Source organism: Pseudomonas sp. RL_5y_Pfl2_73 (assembly GCF_963970515.1).
Taxonomy (GTDB): domain Bacteria; phylum Pseudomonadota; class Gammaproteobacteria; order Pseudomonadales; family Pseudomonadaceae; genus Aquipseudomonas.
The window spans coordinates 100,725-120,003 of record NZ_CAXAPD010000016.1; the positions used below are offsets into that span (position 1 = coordinate 100,725).

At 60.2% G+C, this 19,279-nt stretch carries 17 protein-coding genes; 10 read left to right on the plus strand and 7 right to left on the minus strand.

The annotated features are described in order from the left end of the window. Positions 1-108: 108 nt before the first annotated feature. Entirely contained in the window at positions 109-2,559 is a 2,451-nt protein-coding gene (locus tag AACY42_RS17040; RefSeq protein WP_339481095.1) for a glycogen/starch/alpha-glucan phosphorylase, read from the minus strand. A gap of 253 nt (positions 2,560-2,812) precedes the next feature. Between AACY42_RS17040 and AACY42_RS17045 the strand changes: the two genes are divergently transcribed. Continuing rightward, positions 2,813-3,250, plus strand: a complete 438-nt coding sequence (locus AACY42_RS17045; protein ID WP_003196865.1) for a YkgJ family cysteine cluster protein — start codon at positions 2,813-2,815, stop codon at positions 3,248-3,250. Positions 3,251-3,385: 135 nt separating this feature from the next. On the opposite strand, the gene typA is transcribed toward AACY42_RS17045, so the two are convergent. Together typA and thiI are read right to left on the minus strand one after the other, a co-directional pair. Beyond that, positions 3,386-5,206, minus strand: a complete 1,821-nt coding sequence (gene typA / locus AACY42_RS17050; protein WP_339481096.1) for a translational GTPase TypA — start codon at positions 5,204-5,206, stop codon at positions 3,386-3,388. 138 nt (positions 5,207-5,344) lie between these two features. Beyond that, on the minus strand, positions 5,345-6,799 hold the full coding sequence (thiI, locus tag AACY42_RS17055) for a tRNA uracil 4-sulfurtransferase ThiI (protein ID WP_339481098.1): 1,455 nt from the start codon (positions 6,797-6,799) through the stop codon (positions 5,345-5,347). A gap of 328 nt (positions 6,800-7,127) precedes the next feature. On the opposite strand from thiI, the gene glnA reads away from it, so the two are divergent. From glnA to ntrC, 6 genes are all read left to right on the plus strand, one after another. Continuing rightward, positions 7,128-8,534, plus strand: coding sequence for a type I glutamate--ammonia ligase (glnA, locus tag AACY42_RS17060; protein WP_057449143.1), 1,407 nt, complete (start codon positions 7,128-7,130; stop codon positions 8,532-8,534). Between the two features lie 123 nt (positions 8,535-8,657). After that, positions 8,658-9,221 carry a chorismate mutase gene (locus AACY42_RS17065; protein ID WP_339481099.1) on the plus strand — a complete coding sequence of 188 codons (564 nt, stop codon included), beginning with the start codon at positions 8,658-8,660 and terminating at the stop codon, positions 9,219-9,221. Positions 9,222-9,450: 229 nt separating this feature from the next. Further along, on the plus strand, positions 9,451-9,969 hold the full coding sequence (locus tag AACY42_RS17070) for a DUF4124 domain-containing protein (RefSeq protein WP_339481100.1): 519 nt from the start codon (positions 9,451-9,453) through the stop codon (positions 9,967-9,969). After that, a complete protein-coding gene (locus tag AACY42_RS17075; protein ID WP_339481101.1) occupies positions 9,966-10,589 on the plus strand; it encodes a DUF4124 domain-containing protein in 624 nt (207 codons plus the stop codon). Before AACY42_RS17070 ends, AACY42_RS17075 begins: the two co-directional genes overlap by 4 nt. Before the next feature lie 253 nt (positions 10,590-10,842). Further along, complete coding sequence (gene glnL, locus AACY42_RS17080; RefSeq protein ID WP_339481102.1) at positions 10,843-11,928, plus strand: nitrogen regulation protein NR(II); 1,086 nt, start codon at positions 10,843-10,845, stop codon at positions 11,926-11,928. Further along, on the plus strand, positions 11,925-13,361 hold the full coding sequence (gene ntrC, locus AACY42_RS17085) for a nitrogen regulation protein NR(I) (RefSeq protein ID WP_058546238.1): 1,437 nt from the start codon (positions 11,925-11,927) through the stop codon (positions 13,359-13,361). Before glnL ends, ntrC begins: the two co-directional genes overlap by 4 nt. Positions 13,362-13,812: 451 nt before the next feature. Here the strand turns inward: ntrC and AACY42_RS17090 are convergent, their stop codons facing one another. Further along, positions 13,813-14,253, minus strand: a complete 441-nt coding sequence (locus AACY42_RS17090) for a hypothetical protein (RefSeq protein WP_339481104.1) — start codon at positions 14,251-14,253, stop codon at positions 13,813-13,815. On the opposite strand from AACY42_RS17090, the gene trmL reads away from it, so the two are divergent. Then, complete coding sequence (gene trmL / locus AACY42_RS17095) at positions 14,252-14,707, plus strand: tRNA (uridine(34)/cytosine(34)/5-carboxymethylaminomethyluridine(34)-2'-O)-methyltransferase TrmL (RefSeq protein ID WP_339481105.1); 456 nt, start codon at positions 14,252-14,254, stop codon at positions 14,705-14,707. The genes AACY42_RS17090 and trmL overlap by 2 nt on opposite strands. 153 nt (positions 14,708-14,860) lie before the next feature. Here trmL and secB read toward each other — a convergent pair whose 3' ends face one another. The 3 genes from secB to AACY42_RS17110 are packed head-to-tail and all read right to left on the minus strand — an operon-like array spanning position 14,861 to position 16,053. After that, on the minus strand, positions 14,861-15,343 hold the full coding sequence (gene secB / locus AACY42_RS17100; protein ID WP_339481107.1) for a protein-export chaperone SecB: 483 nt from the start codon (positions 15,341-15,343) through the stop codon (positions 14,861-14,863). 40 nt (positions 15,344-15,383) lie between these two features. After that, entirely contained in the window at positions 15,384-15,638 is a 255-nt protein-coding gene (grxC, locus tag AACY42_RS17105) for a glutaredoxin 3 (protein WP_339481108.1), read from the minus strand. A 1-nt stretch (position 15,639) separates the two neighbouring features. Beyond that, positions 15,640-16,053, minus strand: coding sequence for a rhodanese-like domain-containing protein (locus AACY42_RS17110; protein WP_339481110.1), 414 nt, complete (start codon positions 16,051-16,053; stop codon positions 15,640-15,642). A 154-nt stretch (positions 16,054-16,207) separates the two neighbouring features. Between AACY42_RS17110 and gpmI the strand changes: the two genes are divergently transcribed. Beyond that, entirely contained in the window at positions 16,208-17,737 is a 1,530-nt protein-coding gene (gene gpmI / locus AACY42_RS17115) for a 2,3-bisphosphoglycerate-independent phosphoglycerate mutase (RefSeq protein ID WP_339481111.1), read from the plus strand. 239 nt (positions 17,738-17,976) lie between these two features. Beyond that, complete coding sequence (locus tag AACY42_RS17120) at positions 17,977-19,269, plus strand: murein hydrolase activator EnvC family protein (protein ID WP_339481113.1); 1,293 nt, start codon at positions 17,977-17,979, stop codon at positions 19,267-19,269. Positions 19,270-19,279: the final 10 nt, after the last annotated feature.

Consider the following 19,279-nt stretch of genomic DNA (forward strand, 5'->3'; position numbering starts at 1 on the left):
CTGCCAACAACTGAGCCCGGCCACACCCCAGCCCGGCGAAACTGGCGCCTAGTATATCGACGAAGCCCAACCGCCGTTGGGCTTCGCTCACACTTCTTACAGTGAATGCTACTCCAGGGCTTTCCAGATGTCGGTGGCGTATTCGCGGATGGTCCGGTCCGAAGAAAACCAGCCCATGCGCGCGGTGTTGAGCACCGCCGAACGCCACCATTGTGTGGAGTCGTGCCAACATTCATCGACCCTGACCTGGGCCTCCCAGTAGGCGTCAAAATCGGCGCAGACCAGGAAGCGGTCGTAATCGACCAACGAGTCCACCAGCCCGACGTAGCGCATCGGATCATCTGGAGAGAACACCCCACCACGAATCGCCTGCAACACATCGCCGAGCCGATGGGAGGCGGCGATATCCGGCGCGGCGCTGAATTCACCGTTTTGCTTGCGGGCTTCCACCTGTTCAGCGGTCAGGCCGAAGATGAACATGTGTTCACCGCCGACGCGCTCATGCATCTCCACGTTGGCGCCGTCCATGGTGCCGATGGTCAACGCACCATTGAGGCCGAACTTCATGTTGCTGGTGCCCGACGCTTCGAAACCCGCCGTGGATATCTGCTCCGACAGGTCCGCCGCCGGAATGATGCTTTCGGCCAGACTGACGTTGTAGTTGGGCAGGAACACCACTTTGAGCAAGCCGCGCACGGTCGGGTCGTTATTCACCACCCGGGCGATGTCGTTGGTCAGCTTGATGATGAGCTTGGCCTGGTGATAACTGGCGGCGGCCTTGCCGGCGAAAATCTTCACCCGCGGCACCCAGTCTACTTCCGGTTCGGCGCGAATCGCCTGGTACAGCGCCACGGTGTGCATCAAGTTGAGCAACTGGCGCTTGTACTCGTGGATCCGCTTGACCTGCACGTCGAACATCGCCGCCGGGTTCACGGCAATGCCCAGCCGCTCGTGAATCAGGTACGCCAGGGCTTTTTTGCTATGCAGGCGCTGCTCGGCGAACTGCTTGCGGAACGCTGGCTTGTCGGCAAACGGCTCCAGTTCGATCAAGCGTTCCTCGGGGTTGTCGAGCACGCTCGGGCCGAGGGCATCGACCATCATCGAGGTCAATTCGGCGTTGGCCTGGAACAACCAGCGGCGGAAGGTGATGCCATTGGTCTTGTTGTTGATCCGGTGCGGATAGAGCTTGTGCAACTCGGAAAACACCGTGCTGCGCATCAACTGGGTATGCAACCCGGACACGCCGTTGACGCTGTGTGAACCGAGGAACGCCAGGTTGCCCATGCGCACTCGGCGACCATTGTCCTCTTCGATCAGCGAAACCGAGCGCAGCACATCGAAATCGTGCACGCCCTTGGCCCGCAGTGAATCGATGTGCCGGGCGTTGATCAGGTAAATGATCTGCATGTGCCGGGGCAACATGCGCTCCATCAGCCCCACCGGCCAGGTTTCCAGGGCTTCGGGCAGCAGCGTGTGGTTGGTGTAGGACAGCGTGTCCTGGGTGATCTGCCAGGCCGCGTCCCAAGCCACGTCGTAGACATCCACCAGCTGACGCATCAACTCGGCCACGGCAATGGACGGGTGAGTGTCGTTGAGCTGGATCGCGGCGTGGTCGCCCAGGGTCAGTACCGAGGTGTGCATGTTGCGATGACGGCGCAGCAGGTCTTGCAGCGAGGCAGCCACGAAGAAGTATTCCTGGCGCAGACGCAGTTCCTGGCCAGCCTCGGTGCTGTCGGCCGGGTACAGCACACGGGAAATACTTTCGGCCCGGGCCACTTCGGCTACCGCACCCAAGTGGTCGCCGGCGTTGAAGCGTTCCAGGTGCAGCTCTTCCATGGCCCGGGCACGCCACAGGCGCAGGGTGTTGACGCTGGCACCGCGCCAGCCCACCACCGGCGTGTCATAGGCAATGGCCCGCACGGTTTCCGCCGGGGACCAGACCTGCCGGGTTTTACCCGCCTCATCGGTCACGGTCTCGACGCTGCCGCCAAAGCCGATCGGGTAGGCCACCTCCGGCCGCTCGAACTCCCAGGGGTTGCCGAAATCCAGCCAGTGTTCGGTCTGCTCCTGCTGCCAGCCGTCAACGATAGCCTGGCGGAACAGGCCGTGTTCATAACGGATGCCGTAACCATGGCCGGCAATGCCCAGGGTCGACATGCTTTCCATGAAACACGCAGCCAAGCGGCCAAGACCGCCGTTGCCCAGTGCCGCATCGGGCTCAAGCAGGCGGATACGCTCCAGGTCCACGCCCAGTTCGGTCAGAGCCTCACGTGCCGTGTCCAACAGGCCGAGGTTGCTCAGGCTGTCGTAGAGCAAGCGACCGATGAGAAATTCCAGGGAGAGGTAATAGACGCGCTTCTGGCCCTTGCGGTAGATCTGTCGCGTGTGGTCCATCCAATGTTCGACCATGTGGTCGCGAGCGGCGAGGGCGATGGCTTCGAACCAGTCGTGATCAAACGCATGATCCGGGTCCTTTCCGACGGCATAAGTGAGCTTGGTCAACACGGCATCGCGAAATGCAGCAACTTCGGCTTCGCGAACAAGTGGTTCTTGAGTCATTGATAAGACCTCGAACGAGCATGGAATTGTCTGAGCCTATGCAGTCTGACAGACGGTACAGGCGCTTGGTTCGGTGGATTTCCCCAGATGTCGGGGAATCGCCGCCAGGGAGTTGCCGGATGGTCGAATGAATGCAGGGGGCGTGCCGATCCGGGCGGGTTTGGCTGGGATGAAAAAAAACTGGCGGATGGTCGTTCAAAATTTCACCAGTCCCGGTATGATCGCGCGCCCTGATGCATGCTGGTAAACCGTGATGATGAAGCCCAACCTGATCGCCGCCGCGGAGATCGACCGACTCGATACCTGGGCCAAGTACTCCGCCCCGATGTGCGGTTCCTGCGTGTCGAGCTGCTGCACACTGCCGGTAGAGGTCAAGATCAAGGACCTGATCCGGATCGGCATCGTCGATGAGTTCGAACTGGGCGACCCGCCGAAGAACATCGCCAAGCGCCTGCAAAAGGAAGGGATCGTCGAGCGCTATAACCAGAAGTCGGAGATCTTCACGCTCCAGCGCATGAGCAACAATGACTGCCTTTATCTGGACCGCAAGAGCCGCTTGTGCACCATTTACGAGAAACGCCCGGACACCTGCCGCAACCATCCACGGGTTGGGCCACGGCCGGGCTATTGCGCCTACAAGCCCAAGGAAGTGGAGCGCGAGCGCAATCCGCGGACGTTGGACAAATTCTGATCGACTGCTGATTTTTTAGCGTCTGATCTATCGTCGCGAAGAGGCCTTAATAGACGCTACATAAACCCAGGCATAAAAAAACGCCCCCGATCTCGCGACCGGGGGCGTTTTTTTAACGGCTAACTAAGTCGAAACTCAGTTGCCGCTTTTCTTGGCAGCACGAGTACGCTCGCTTTCGCCAAGGATTTTCTTACGCAGGCGAATCGACTTAGGCGTCACTTCACACAGTTCGTCTTCCTGCACGAACTCCAGCGCTTGCTCCAGGGTGAACTTGACCGGCGGAACCAGGGCGATGGTTTCGTCTTTGCCCGAAGCACGCATGTTGTCGAGCTTCTTGCCTTTGGTCGGGTTCACGCCCAGGTCGTTGTCGCGGCTGTTCAGGCCGACGATTTGACCTTCGTAGATATCCTGGCCGTGCTCGACGAACAGCTTGCCGCGCGCTTGCAGGGTTTCCAGCGAGTAGGTCAGTGCCTTGCCGGTCGCAACCGATACCAGAACACCGTTCTGACGGCCGGACATGTCGCCGGACTTCATCACGTCGTAGCGATCGAAGATCGAAGTCAGGATGCCGCCACCGGAGGTCAGGGTCAGGAACTCGTTACGGAAACCGATCAGGCCACGAGCCGGGATGTTGTACTCAAGGCGCACACGGCCCTTGCCATCCGGAACCATGTTGGTCAGGTCGCCTTTACGCAGGCCCATTTGCTCCATGATCGCGCCCTGGGATTCTTCCGGCAGGTCGATGGTCACGTTTTCGTACGGTTCGTGCTTGACGCCATCAACCATGCGGATGATCACTTCAGGACGGCCAACGCCCATTTCGAAGCCTTCGCGACGCATGGTTTCGATCAGTACCGACAGGTGCAGCTCACCACGGCCGGAGACCTTGAACTTGTCGGCCGAGTCGCCTTCTTCAACGCGCAGGGCAACGTTGTAGAGCAGCTCTTTGTCCAGGCGTTCTTTGATGTTACGGCTGGTCACGAACTTGCCTTCTTTACCGCAGAATGGCGAGTCGTTGACCTGGAAGGTCATGGAAACGGTTGGCTCGTCGACGGTCAACGCCTTCATCGCTTCGACGTTCAGTGGGTCGCACAGGGTGTCGGAGATGAACAGTTGCTCGAAGCCGCTGATGCAGACGATGTCGCCGGCCGCTGCTTCTTCAACGTCGATGCGGTGCAGGCCGTGGTGCCCCATCAGCTTGAGGATACGACCGTTGCGCTTCTTGCCGTCGGCGTCGATGGCAACCACTGGAGTGTTCGGCTTGACGCGACCACGAGCGATACGGCCAACGCCGATAACACCCAGGAAGCTGTTGTAGTCCAGTGCCGATATCTGCATCTGGAACGGACCGTCACGGTCGACTTTCGGCGCCGGTACGTCGTCGACGATCGACTGGTACAGCGGGGTCATGTCTTCAGCCATGTTGGTGTGGTCCAGACCGGCAATACCGTTCAGGGCCGAGGCGTAGACGACTTTGAAGTCCAGCTGTTCTTCGGTGGCACCCAGGTTGTCGAACAGGTCGAAGATCTGGTCCAGGACCCAGTCCGGACGCGCGCCCGGACGGTCAACCTTGTTGATCACCACGATCGGACGCAGGCCGGCTTCGAAAGCCTTCTTGGTCACGAAACGGGTTTGCGGCATAGGGCCGTCCTGGGCATCGACCAGCAGCAGCACGGAGTCGACCATCGACATCACGCGCTCTACCTCACCACCAAAGTCGGCGTGGCCCGGGGTGTCCACGATGTTGATGTGGTAGCCATTCCAGTTGATGGCGGTGTTTTTCGCCAGGATGGTAATACCGCGCTCTTTTTCCTGGTCGTTGGAGTCCATCACGCGCTCGTCGTTGAGCTCGTTGCGCTCCAGAGTGCCGGATTGACGCAGGAGTTTGTCTACCAGGGTGGTCTTACCATGGTCAACGTGAGCAATGATGGCGATGTTGCGTAGATTTTCGATCACTTGTGTATCTCGATCAGAGGATTCGGTGTGCTGACAGGTCGTGGCAGCGATTTACGTTGAGTCCGACAAAGCCGTTACAGCTTGTCGGCGGCGTCGGGGGGCCGGTGACGCAGGCCACAGGCAAACAGCCCCGGGCACTTAGCTCGGTCGATAAACGCGCACATTGGCATGCCCCTCACTGAGCAAATGGTGGGCATGCAGGCGACTCATCACGCCTTTGTCGCAATACAGCAGGTACTGGCGAGTAGGGTCCAGTTCCTTGAAACGCGCGTTCACGGCATAGAACGGCATCGTTTTTACCTCGATGCCGGCGATACTCAGCGGGTCGTCCTCAGCGTCGTCCGGGTGACGGATGTCGATGATGATCTGACCGGCCAGTGCTTCGCCGACTTCTTCAATTTGTACGTCCTGGCCCAATTCATCGATCACCCGATCGATCGGCACCAGCCTGGCGTTTTCGAGCGCTCGTTCGAGCACTGCCATGTCGAATTCTTTCTCTTCGTGCTCCACCCGCCCGCGCTTGGCCGCCGTCTTCGGATTGACCGAGATGACGCCGCAGTACTCCGGCATGTGCCGGGCAAACTCGGCGGTGCCGATTTCATTGGCCTGGTCGATGATGTCCTGCTTGTGGCTGGCAATCAGCGGCCGCAAGACCAGCTTCTCGGTCACACAGTCGATCACCGACAGGTTCGGCAGCGTCTGGCTCGACACCTGGGAGATCGCCTCGCCGGTCACCAGCGCATCGATTTGCAGACGATCGGCAATTCGTGAAGCGGCGCGCAACATCATACGCTTCAAAATGACGCCCATATGACTGTTATCGACTTTGCCGAGAATCTCGCCCAGGACTTCTTCGAACGGCACACTCACAAATAACACGCGTTGGGAGCTGCCGTACTTCTTCCAGATGAAGTGCGCCACTTCCATCACGCCCAACTCATGGGCGCGCCCGCCGAGGTTGAAGAAGCAGAAATGGCTCATCAACCCGCGACGCATGATCTGGTAGGCGGCTACCGTGGAGTCGAAACCGCCGGACATCAGCACCAGGGTCTGCTCCAGCGAGCCCAGCGGATAACCGCCGATGCTGTTGTGCTGGCTGTGGATCACGAACAGCCGCTGGTCGCGAATTTCGATGCGCACTTCGATCTGCGGGTCTTTCAATGAAATGCCGGCGGCGCCGCACTGCCGGCGCAATTGGCTGCCGACGTACTTTTCCACGTCCATCGAACTGAACGGGTGCTTGCCGGCACGCTTGCAACGCACCGAAAAGATCTTGCCGGCCAGGGCATCACCATAATGAAACATGCACTTGGCGAGGATGTCGTCGAAATCCCCCAGCGGGTATTCATCGACTTGCAGGAAATGCGCGATGCCCGGCATGCAGCTCAGGCGCTCGGTCATTTCCTTCAGGACCTTGGGTTCGCTGACACGGGTTTCCAGCTCGAGGTTGTCCCACACGCCATTCACCACCACGGCCGGGTCCAGGTCTCGGAGCACGGCACGGATGTTCTTGGCCAACTGGCGGATGAAACGCATCCGTACCGGGCGGCTCTTGATGGTGATCTCGGGGAAGACTTTTACGATTAGTTTCATGAAAACAGCGCGCGAACGGCCAGCCGAAAAAGGGGGGCGCGGATTATAGCGGAAATTGCTCAAGGTTTAACCAGTTTATGTGCAGATGGTTTTGCACGCACCAAAACAGGTCATTATCGATTGACGGCGCCACATTGCGGTGCGTTATTGTCTGACAATCTTTGGTTTACGCCTATAAAAGCGTGGATTTGGTGCAGAAAACCCATGCTGGGGCACTGGCATGCAATTTGCTCCCTTGTGAGGCAGGTTGCCTTGGCAGAGTATTCGCGCCGGCATCACCCATATCTAAGGGCACTCCACTACCCGCCCGAAGCCACCCGGAGGACATATGTCGAAGTCGGTTCAACTCATCAAAGATCATGACGTCAAGTGGATTGATCTGCGCTTCACTGACACCAAAGGTACTCAACATCACGTGACCATGCCGGCCCGTGATGCGTTGGACGACGAATTCTTTGAAATCGGGAAAATGTTCGACGGTTCCTCCATCTCCGGCTGGAAAGGCATCGAAGCCTCCGACATGATCCTGATGCCAGACGACGAAACTGCCGTCCTGGACCCGTTCACCGAAGAGCCGACCCTGATCCTGGTCTGCGACATCATCGAACCTTCGACCATGCAAGGCTATGACCGCGACCCACGCGCCATCGCCCACCGCGCCGAGGAATACCTGAAGTCCACCGGTATCGGCGATACCGCTTTCTTCGGTCCTGAGCCTGAGTTCTTCATCTTCGACTCGGTCAAATTCAAGTCCGACATCTCCGGCTCCATGTTCAAGATCTTCTCCGAACAGGGTTCGTGGATGTCCGACCAGGACGTGGAAGGCGGCAACAAAGGCCACCGCCCAGGTATCAAGGGCGGCTACTTCCCGGTTCCACCGTTCGATTTCGACCACGAAATCCGTACCTCCATGTGCAACGCACTGGAAGAAATGGGCCAGACCGTCGAAGTTCACCACCACGAAGTGGCAACTGCCGGCCAGAACGAAATCGGCGTGAAGTTCAACACGCTGGTCAAGAAGGCTGACGAAGTCCAGACCCTGAAGTACTGCGTACACAACGTTGCCGATGCCTTCGGTCGCACCGCGACCTTCATGCCGAAGCCGCTGTACGGCGACAACGGTTCGGGCATGCACGTTCACATGTCGATCTCCAAAGACGGCAAGAACACCTTCGCTGGCGAAGGCTATGCCGGCCTGTCGGACACCGCCCTGTACTTCATCGGCGGTATCATCAAGCACGGTAAGGCCCTGAACGGCTTCACCAACCCGTCGACCAACTCCTACAAGCGTCTGGTACCTGGCTTCGAAGCGCCGGTCATGCTGGCCTACTCGGCTCGCAACCGTTCCGCCTCGATCCGTATTCCTTACGTGAACAGCCCTAAAGCCCGCCGTATCGAAGCGCGCTTCCCGGATCCGGCTGCCAACCCGTACCTGGCCTTCGCTGCACTGATGATGGCCGGTCTGGACGGTATCCAGAACAAGATCCACCCTGGCGATGCTGCCGACAAAAACCTGTATGACCTGCCGCCTGAAGAGGCCAAGGAAATCCCACAGGTGTGTGGCAGCCTCAAAGAAGCCCTGGAAGAGCTGGACAAGGGCCGTGCCTTCCTGACCAAGGGCGGCGTATTCAGCGATGACTTCATCGACGCTTACATCGCACTGAAAAGCGAAGAAGAAATCAAGGTTCGCACCTTCGTACACCCACTGGAATACGAGCTGTACTACAGCTGCTGATCCAGTAAACGCCGCCACGCACGGCGTGAAGTAAAAAAAGGCCTCCTTCGGGAGGCCTTTTTTATGGGCGCAGGTTACGTGCATGATGCCTCGCTGCTCCCCCAATAGAAGACGAGACTGACCATGACTTTGCGCTTCAAACGCTGCCTTGCCCTGTCTGCCGCGCTGCTGGCCTCCACCGCCGAAGCCGCCCCTACCCCCGCCCCCGAGGCCCTTACCCCGTTGCTCAATGCCATTGGCGAACGCCTGGCCCTCGCCGATCAGGTGGCGCTGAGCAAATGGGACAGCCATAAGCCGGTAGAAGACCGCCAGCGCGAGCGCGAAGTCACTACCGCCGCCGTCGCCCAGGCGCCGGCCTACAAACTGAGTGGCGAAACCGTGGAAGCGTTTTTCGCCGCCCAGATAGAAGCCAACAAAATGGTGCAGTACATCAACTTGTCCGACTGGGCCTTGGCAGGTAAGGCCCCGAGCCTCCCACGCCCGGACCTGGTGGGACAAATCCGCCCACAACTCGACCGACTGCAAAAACGCCTGCTGCAACAACTGGCCGACTTCGCCCCCTACCGCACCGACCCGCAGTGCCCACAATGGCTGGCCCGAGCCACCCACCACAACAAGCAACACCCGGTGCACCGCCTCGCCCTGATCCGAGCGACCGGAGAGCTGTGCACCTCCACAAAATCCTAGAACAACACCCCTTCACCTGTGGGAGCGAGCCTGCTCGCGATGAGGCCTGTACATTCAACATCTCAGCGTCTGACACAACACTTTCGCGAGCAGGCTCGCTCCCACAGGGGTTCTGCATCGGGCACAAGATTTGTGTTCACAGCAGATCCCTGCGGGAGCAACAACTTGGGCCAACCCTGCGCCCTGGCCTATGCTGCACCCATCACTTTTCGTTTTCGGTCGATTTTCCATGGGTCGCGGCTTTTCAATCATCCTGTTGTTGCTGCTGGCACTGCCCGCCGCCGCGCAGATCTACAAGTACACCGACGCCGACGGCAACACCGCCTATAGCAACCAACCGCCCCAAGGCGTACCGGCCCAGACGGTGGAGTTGCCGCCGCTCAACAGTATCGAACGTCCATCCCCGGCCAGCCCGGACACACCGCCAGCCCCCGTCAACGGCGACGCGCCGCGCAATGCCTACGAGGTGCTGGAACTGACGGACATCCCCACCGAAGAAGCCCTGCGCGCCAACAACGGCATCTTCACCGTTGGGGTGCGGGCGCAACCGCGCCTGCGCAGCCCTCAACTGTTCCGGCTGCTGCTGGACGGCCAACCCTACGGCCAGCCGACCAACGTGCCGCGCCTGCAATTGGTAAACATCGATCGGGGCGAGCACAGTCTGGCGGTTCAAGTCATCGACGGGGACACCCTCGTGCAACAAAGCGAAACCGTCACGTTCACCGTGCAGCGGGTGCACCAGCCATGATCCGCTGGCTGCTCGCGCTTAGCCTGGCGCTGGCGGCGCTGCCTGGGGTGGCGCAGATCTACACCTACATCGATGCCCAGGGTAATCGCGTCTTCACCGATCAGCCGCGCCCCGGCAATGCGAAGAAAGTCCAACTGCCACCCGGCAACCGGATGCCGACGCCACCCCCGGGCACAACCTCGGCGTCCATGGCCGAAGACCGGCCCGAGCCCCTGTTTCATTACGAAATGCTCCGACTGTTGATACCCGAGCCGGACGCGACGATACGCAGCACCGCAGGCGAACTGATCGTCAGCGTCACCAGCGAACCCGGCCTGAAAAAAGGCCACCGCTACCGCCTGCTGCTCGACGGCCAGCCGACAGGCGCACCGGGGCCGAGTCCGGTGTTTGCCTTGAGCAACATCGATCGAGGCACCCATCACCTGGCGGTAGAAATCCTCGATGAGCAGGACCGCATCGTCGAACGCACCGCCAACCAGCCCTTGCACATGCAACGCATGTCCCTGGCGCAAAAGCGCCGCATCAAACCCTGCGCCACGGCCGATTACGGTCAACGGCCCGAGTGCCCCCTCGCCGAAAAGCCTGAAGAGGAAAAAAGCAGCATCTTGCCGTTCTTCTGATGCCGCTCAGCATGGCGCACTATATTGGTGCAAACCCTTGCACGCTACTCAGCTTCCAAACCCATTTTGGTTCGAAAGTACCCGAAAAAGCTGGCAGAACGCCACGCGACCGGGCTAAAAACACCCTTTTGAGGCTCTAAACGCTTCTTTTCGGAGCCTTGGTTTGGTTTTTGCATTTTCATTGCGACAGCGCATTAATCGCGCGCGCAATTTGGGACCGGTCCTGAGTTGCGACGCTCCAAAAGAGGTCCTGATGACCATTAGCGACGCACTACACCGCTTGCTGCTCGACAACCTCACCACCGCCACCATCCTGCTCGACGCCGAACTGCGCCTCGAGTACATGAACCCGGCGGCAGAGATGCTCCTGGCCGTCAGTGGCCAGCGCAGCCACGGGCAGTTCATCAGCGAGTTATTCACCGAATCCACCGAAGCGCTCCACTCCTTGCGCCAGGCGGTGGAACAGGCCCATCCGTTCACCAAGCGCGAAGCGATGCTCACCGCGCTGACCGGCCAGACCCTGACCGTGGACTACGCGGTTACGCCGATCCTGAACAACGGCGCCACCCTGCTGCTGCTGGAAGTCCACCCGCGTGATCGCTTGCTGCGTATCACCAAGGAAGAAGCGCAATTGTCCAAGCAGGAAACCAGCAAGATGCTGGTGCGCGGCCTGGCCCACGAGATCAAGAACCCCCTCGGCGGGATTCGTGGCGCGGCGCAGTTGCTCGCCCGCGAACTGCCGGAAGAAAGCCTCAAGGACTACACCAACGTCATCATTGAAGAAGCCGACCGCCTGCGTAACCTGGTGGACCGCATGCTCGGCTCGAACAAGCTGCCATCGCTGGCGATGTGCAACGTCCATGAAGTGCTGGAGCGGGTCAGCAGCCTGGTGGAAGCCGAAAGCCAAGGCTGCATCACGTTGGTGCGCGACTATGACCCGAGCATTCCCGATGTCTTGATCGACCGCGAGCAGATGATCCAGGCCGTGCTGAACATCGTGCGCAACGCGATGCAAGCCATCAGCAGCCAGAACGAGCTGCGCCTGGGTCGCATCAGCCTGCGTACCCGCGCCATGCGCCAATTCACCATCGGCCATGTGCGCCATCGCCTGGTGACCAAGATAGAAATCATCGACAACGGCCCAGGCATCCCTGCCGAACTGCAGGAAACCATTTTTTTCCCCATGGTCAGCGGCCGTCCGGACGGTACCGGACTGGGCCTGGCCATTACCCAGAACATCATCAGTCAGCATCAGGGCTTGATCGAGTGTGAAAGCCACCCTGGCCACACCACCTTCTCGATCTTCCTGCCACTGGAACAAGGAGCCACATCGACATGAGCCGTAGTGAAACCGTGTGGATCGTCGATGACGACCGTTCTATCCGTTGGGTCTTGGAAAAAGCCTTGCAGCAGGAAGGCATGACCACCCAAAGCTTCGACAGCGCCGATGGGGTGATGAGTCGCCTGGCGCGTCAGCAACCGGACGTCATCATCTCCGACATCCGCATGCCTGGCGCCAGCGGCCTGGACCTGCTGGCGCGGATTCGCGAACAGCATCCGCGACTGCCGGTGATCATCATGACCGCCCATTCCGACCTGGACAGCGCCGTAGCGTCCTACCAGGGCGGCGCTTTCGAATACCTGCCCAAGCCTTTCGACGTCGATGAAGCGGTGTCGCTGGTCAAGCGCGCCAATCAACATGCCCAGGAACAACAGGGCATGGAAGAGGTGCCAGCCCTGGCCCGCACCCCGGAAATCATCGGCGAAGCGCCGGCGATGCAGGAAGTGTTTCGCGCCATCGGGCGCCTGAGCCACTCCAATATCACCGTGCTGATCAACGGCGAGTCGGGCACCGGTAAAGAACTGGTGGCCCATGCCCTGCACCGCCACAGCCCACGGGCGGCATCGCCGTTCATCGCGCTGAACATGGCGGCGATTCCCAAGGACCTGATGGAGTCCGAGCTGTTCGGCCACGAGAAAGGGGCGTTCACCGGCGCGGCCAACCTGCGGCGCGGGCGCTTCGAGCAAGCCGACGGCGGCACGTTGTTCCTCGATGAAATCGGCGACATGCCGGCGGACACCCAGACCCGCTTGCTGCGCGTACTGGCCGATGGCGAGTTCTATCGGGTAGGCGGGCATACGCCGGTCAAGGTGGACGTGCGCATCATCGCCGCGACCCACCAGAACCTGGAAACCCTGGTTCACGCCGGCAAATTCCGTGAGGACTTGTTCCACCGCCTGAACGTGATCCGCATTCATATCCCGCGCCTGGCGGACCGTCGCGAAGACATCCCGACCCTGGCCAGGCACTTCCTCAGCCGCGCGGCCCAGGAACTGGCGGTCGAGCCCAAGCTGCTCAAGAGCGAAACCGAGGAATACCTCAAGAACCTGCCATGGCCGGGCAACGTGCGTCAGTTGGAAAACACCTGCCGCTGGATCACGGTGATGGCTTCAGGTCGCGAAGTGCACATCAGCGACCTGCCGCCAGAGCTGTTGAGCCTGCCACAGGATTCGGCTCCGGTGACCAACTGGGAGCAAGCCCTGCGCCAGTGGGCAGACCAGGCCCTGTCCCGTGGCCAGTCGAGTCTTTTGGACAGCGCCGTGCCGGCCTTCGAGCGAATCATGATCGAAACCGCCCTCAAGCACACCGCCGGCCGCCGCCGCGACGCCGCGGTGCTGCTGGGTTGGGGCCGTAATACCTTGACCCGCAAGATCAAGGAATTGGGGATGAAGGTAGACGGTGGGGATGATGATGACGGGGATGAGGGTTGAATAGCCTTTAGCTCTTCGCTGATCTTGAAGGCCAATCGCGAGCCTGCTCGCGATGCTTTTAAAAGCTTTGTGCACCGCATCAATGCACAGCGAACCGCAATTGCGCATACACAACGAGCCAAAACCCATCGTTCCAGTTCGAAAAAAACGCACTCACAAAAGCAAAAGCCCCGGAATACGGGGCTTCTCGCATCTTCAGCAGATTTTTTGTGACAAGCCATTCAAAACTGGCACGCCCCCTGCAATAACCCAATCACTATCCAGTTTCGGGGACCTTGGTACAGGCAGGCCGGGGATTCCCCTCTTTTATACCGGGCTCATCGAGCCCACTGTTTTGGGGGCCTTGATACAGGCAGGTCAAGGTTTCCCTTCTTTACACCAGGGCTGGACCTTCGCGGCAAGCCCTCCCGTTTTGGGGACCTTGGTACAGGCAGGCCGGGGATTCCCTCTTTTATTGCTCCTGGAGACGGACCTCCAGCCGCCAGCGGTCATCGACCTCGCTGGCGGTCCACGCTCCGCGCAACGGACGCGCCGCCACCAACGTCAGCAACAACCCCTTGTCACTCAACCGCACCCGCCAGTTCACGTCCTTGCCGTTGAGCTTTAACTGGCCGTTCTGCGGTCGACCTCCTGCTTCGAACAACAACGCGACCGAACCGTCGACGACCTCCCCGTGCAACTTGGGTTCGGTGTTGAACCAGGCCACCACACCACCGTCAGCCACCTCGACCTGCTGCAGCACGCTCGGCTCGGGCGTGGTCAAGCGTCCGATCATCAGCCCGACCATCATGCCGAAGATCGCCAACGAGCCCATCACCCGAGGCATTAGCTTCGAACGTCGGTCGGTTTGCAGCGTAGAATGCCGCTCATCTTCATCTGCGGAGCCGTGCATGTTTCACGTCATCCTTTTTCAACCGGAAATTCCGCCGAATACCGGCAATGTCATCAGGCTGTGCGCCAACAGCGGCTGCCACCTGCATTTGATCGAACCGCTGGGCTTCGACATGGACGACAAGCGCCTGCGCCGTGCCGGTCTCGACTACCACGAGTATGCCACCTTGCAGCGTCACGCCGACCTTGCCAGCTGTCTGGAAAGCCTCGGGCATCCGCGCCTGTTCGCCTTTACCACCAAGGGTTCGCGGCCATTCCATGACGCCAGCTTCGTCGCTGGCGATGCGTTCCTGTTCGGCCCGGAAAGCCGTGGCCTGCCGGCCGACGTGCTGGACGCCCTGCCCGCCGATCAGCGCCTGCGCCTACCGATGCGCGAAGGCTGCCGCAGCCTGAACCTGTCCAATACCGTGGCAGTGGCGGTTTATGAGGCGTGGCGGCAGAACGGCTTCCGGTAACAAGATTGATAATCCCAGACCAGAAACCCCTGTGGGAGCGAGCCTGCTCGCGATAGCGGTGTCTCAGTCAACTCACGACTGACAGACATAACGCTATCGCGAGCAGGCTCGCTCCCACAGGTTTTGCGTCTTGGCTTACAAGCGCGAGACCGCTTACTGAACGGTCACGTCGCCTTCTTGCTGCATGCGCTGCAGCTCTTGCGCATACAGGGCATCGAAGTTCACAGGGGCCAGCATCAGGGCCGGGAACGAACCGCGGGTGACCAGGCTGTCCAGGGTTTCGCGGGCGTAAGGGAACAGGATATTCGGGCAGAACGCGCCGAGGGTGTGGCTCATCGAAGCGGCATCCAGGTTCTTGATCAGGAAGATCCCGGCCTGTTGTACTTCGGCGATGAACGCCACTTCGTCACCGTTTTTCACGGTAACCGACAGGGTCAGCACCACTTCGTGGAAGTCATCTTCCAGGGCTTTCTGGCGAGTGTTCAGGTCCAGGCCTACGCTCGGCTCCCACTGCTGGCGAAAGATCGCCGGGCTTTTCGGGGCTTCGAAGGACAGGTCACGTACGTAAATGCGCTGCAAGGAGAATTGCGGTGCGGTTTCTTCTTCGCTGGCAGCTGTGTTCTGTTGGTCAGTCATCGCAGATCCTTCTTACTTTCAGGTTCTTTAAGTGGGGAATTCAGGCCTTGAGCAGTGCGTCGAGCTTGCCGGCGCGCTCCAGGGTGAACAGTTCATCGCAACCGCCCACGTGGGTGCTGCCGATCCATATCTGCGGCACGGACGTGCGCCCGGCCTTCTGGGTCATTTCGGCGCGCAGTTGCGGCTTGCCGTCGACCTTGATCTCTTCGAAGGCGACGCCTTTGTTCTGGAGCAGGAACTTGGCTCTGGAACAATAGGGGCAGTAATCGCTGGAATAGACAACGACGTGGGACATTTCACTTCACCAGGGGCAGATTGTCGGCTTTCCAGCTCGCAACACCGCCGGACAACTTGGCGGCGGTGAAACCGGACTTCATCAGCTCGCGGGCGTGGGTGCCGGCGTGCTGGCCTTGGGCATCTACCAGGATCAGCGTCTTGACCTTGTGCTTTTCCAGCTCGCCGATACGGGCGATCAGTTTGTCCTGGGGGATATTCACCGCCCCGACAATGTGGCCAGCGGCGTAATCCTTGCTCGGGCGGATGTCCACCACCACGCCGGCATCCTTGTTGACCAGCGCCGTCAGCTCGGCGGTGCTCAGGCTGCGGCCGCCGCCCTGCATCGTGTGGGCAAGCAGCAATGCCAGCAGCACGACGAAGATACCGACGAGAAGGTAGTGGGTAGTGGCAAATTCAATCAGGTGAGCAACCATCGAAGGAGGTTCCAGGGCGTTAAAATGTCGGCCAGTATACACAGCACACAAGGCCGGCCAAACCCCGCCCGGCGGTGACGCCGTCGGAACTTACCTTTAAACTGCCCGTCCCTTTTGCATCGTCTTCTTTATTAACCCGCCACGAGTGGATTCCATGACTACCACGCCTAAACCTTTGGTCCTGATGATTCTCGACGGCTTCGGTCACAGTGACAGCCACGAATCCAACGCCGTGTATTCGGCCAACAAGCCTGTGCTGGACCGTTTGTGGGCCACCGTGCCCAACGGCCTGATCTCCGGCAGCGGTATGGACGTCGGCCTGCCAGACGGGCAGATGGGCAACTCCGAAGTCGGCCACATGAACCTCGGCGCCGGCCGCGTGGTGTATCAGGACTTCACCCGCGTGACCAAATCGATCCGCGACGGTGAGTTCTTCGAAAACCCGACCATCTGCGCCGCCGTGGATAAAGCCGTGGCCGCCGGCAAGGCCGTGCATTTCATGGGCCTGCTGTCCGACGGTGGCGTGCACAGCCACCAGGACCACCTGATCGCCATGGCCGAACTGGCCTTCAAGCGCGGCGCCGAGCAGGTCTACCTGCACGCGTTCCTCGATGGCCGCGACACGCCACCGAAAAGTGCCACGTCGTCGATCGAACGCCTGGACGCAGCGTTCCAGGGACTCGGCAAAGGGCGCATCGCCAGTCTCATTGGCCGCTATTACGCCATGGACCGTGACAACCGTTGGGACCGCGTGTCCCAGGCCTACAACCTGATTGTTGACGGCAGCGCCGAATTCAACGCCGCCACCGCCCAGGAAGGCCTGCAAGCCGCCTACGAGCGCGGCGAAAGCGACGAATTCGTCAAGGCCACCACCATCGGTGAGCCGGTGAAGGTTGAAGACGGCGACGCCGTGGTGTTCATGAACTTCCGCGCCGACCGCGCTCGCGAACTGACCCGCGTGTTTGTCGAAGACGACTTCAAGGAGTTCGCACGCGCTCGCCAGCCGAAACTGGCCGGTTTCGTGATGCTGACCCAATACGCCGCCAGCATCCCCGCGCCATCGGCCTTCGCCGCCGGCAGCCTGGAAAACGTGCTGGGCGACTACCTGGCGAAGAACGGCAAGACCCAACTGCGCATCGCCGAGACCGAAAAGTACGCCCACGTGACGTTCTTTTTCTCCGGCGGCCGTGAAGAACCCTTCCCGGGCGAAGAACGCATTCTGATCCCCTCGCCAAAAGTCGCCACCTACGACCTGCAACCGGAGATGAGCGCGCCGGAAGTGACCGACCGCATCGTCGACGCCATTGAGAACCAGCGTTACGACGTGATCGTGGTCAACTACGCCAACGGCGACATGGTGGGCCACAGCGGTGTGTTCGAGGCAGCGGTCAAGGCCGTGGAGTGCCTGGACACCTGCGTCGGCCGTATCGTCGAAGCCCTGGAAAAGGTCGGCGGCGAAGCCCTGATCACAGCCGACCACGGCAACGTCGAGCAGATGTCCGACGAATCCACCGGCCAGGCCCACACCGCCCACACCACCGAACCGGTGCCGTTCATCTATGTTGGCAAGCGCAACTTCAAGGTCCGCGACGGCGGGGTGCTGGCTGACGTGGCACCGACCATGCTGATGTTGCTGGACATGGAGAAGCCGGCGGAGATGACCGGGACGTCGATCCTGGTCTGATTGATCCATCAATCCGCAAACCCAGTGGGAGCAAAGCGTGCTCGCGATAGCAATCTGACAATCTGCATCTTTGTTGGATGGGCTGATGTCATCGCGAGCAAGCTTTGCTCCCACTGGGGGTTGGCGGGAAATGACCACCCTGCACCGCTCCAGTTATCACACAGCCCCAAATGGGCGTTTTTTTTGCGGCGTGGGGCGGGCATACTAGGCCGTCCCTTTCCCTGGTGTCGCCCGCCTCTATGCTTCGCGTCCTGATAGCCCTCGCTCTGACCTGCCTGCTCCAACCGGCCTTTGCCGACGAGCGCGCGCAAACCCAACAGCAGTTGGAAGCCACGCGCCAGGACATTGCCGAGCTGAAAAAGCTGCTGGGCAAGTTGCAGGAAGAGAAATCCAGCGTGCAGAAAGACCTGCGCGGCACCGAGACCGAGATGGGCGATTTGGAGAAACAGGTCGAGTCCCTGCAAAAAGAGCTGAAAAAAAGCGAATCCGAGTTGCAGCGACTCGATGGAGAGAAAAAAAAACTCCAGAGCGCGCGCACTGAACAGCAAAAGCTGATTGCCATCCAGGCTCGGGCCGCCTACCAGAACGGTCGCCAGGAATACCTCAAGTTGCTGCTCAACCAGCAGAACCCCGAGAAATTCGCCCGTACCCTCACTTATTACGATTACCTGAGCCAGGCACGCCTGGAACAGCTCAAGAGCTTCAACGAAACCCTGCGCCAACTGGCCAATGTCGAAAAAACCATCGAACTGCAGCAAGCCCAGTTGCTGGTGCAAAAAAGCAGCCTCGACACCCAGCGCGAAGAACTCGAGAAGGTTCGCAAGGAACGCCAGGTGGCCCTGGCCAAGCTCAATGACGACGTGAAGGCTCGCGACAGCAAGCTCAAGGCCCGCGAGCAGGACCAGGCACAGCTGGCCAAGGTGTTGAAAACCATCGAAGAAACCCTGGCCCGCCAGGCCCGAGAGGCAGAAGAAGCGCGCCAGAAAGCGCTGATCGCCCAGCAGCAAGCCGAAAAAAAGCGTTTGCGTGAAGCCCAGGCCGACGCGGACGCCGGCCAAGCGCCGCGCAAGTCGATGAAATCAAGCCCCGGCGCGCTGGTTTCCAATGGTGGCGAAACCTTTGGCGGTGCTTTTGCTTCGACTCGCGGCAAACTTCCGTGGCCGGTCAATGGTCGATTACTGGCGCGCTTTGGTGAAACCCGCGGCGGCGACACCCGCACCAAATGGGACGGCGTGATGATCAGCGCCTCCGCTGGCAGCCAGGTGCATGCCGTTCATGGCGGGCGCGTGGTCTTCGCCGACTGGCTGCGCGGTGCCGGCCTGCTGGTGATCCTGGATCACGGCAACGGTTATTTGAGCCTGTACGGCCACAACCAGACGCTGCTCAAGTCCGCAGGGGATGTGGTCAAGGCCGGTGAGTCCATTTCCACGGTCGGTAACAGTGGCGGGCAGCAGATGCCAGCACTGTATTTCGCTATTCGTCAGCAGGGTCGCCCCAGTGACCCGGCCCAATGGTGTCGTGCGCAAGGATAAGCGCGCCCAT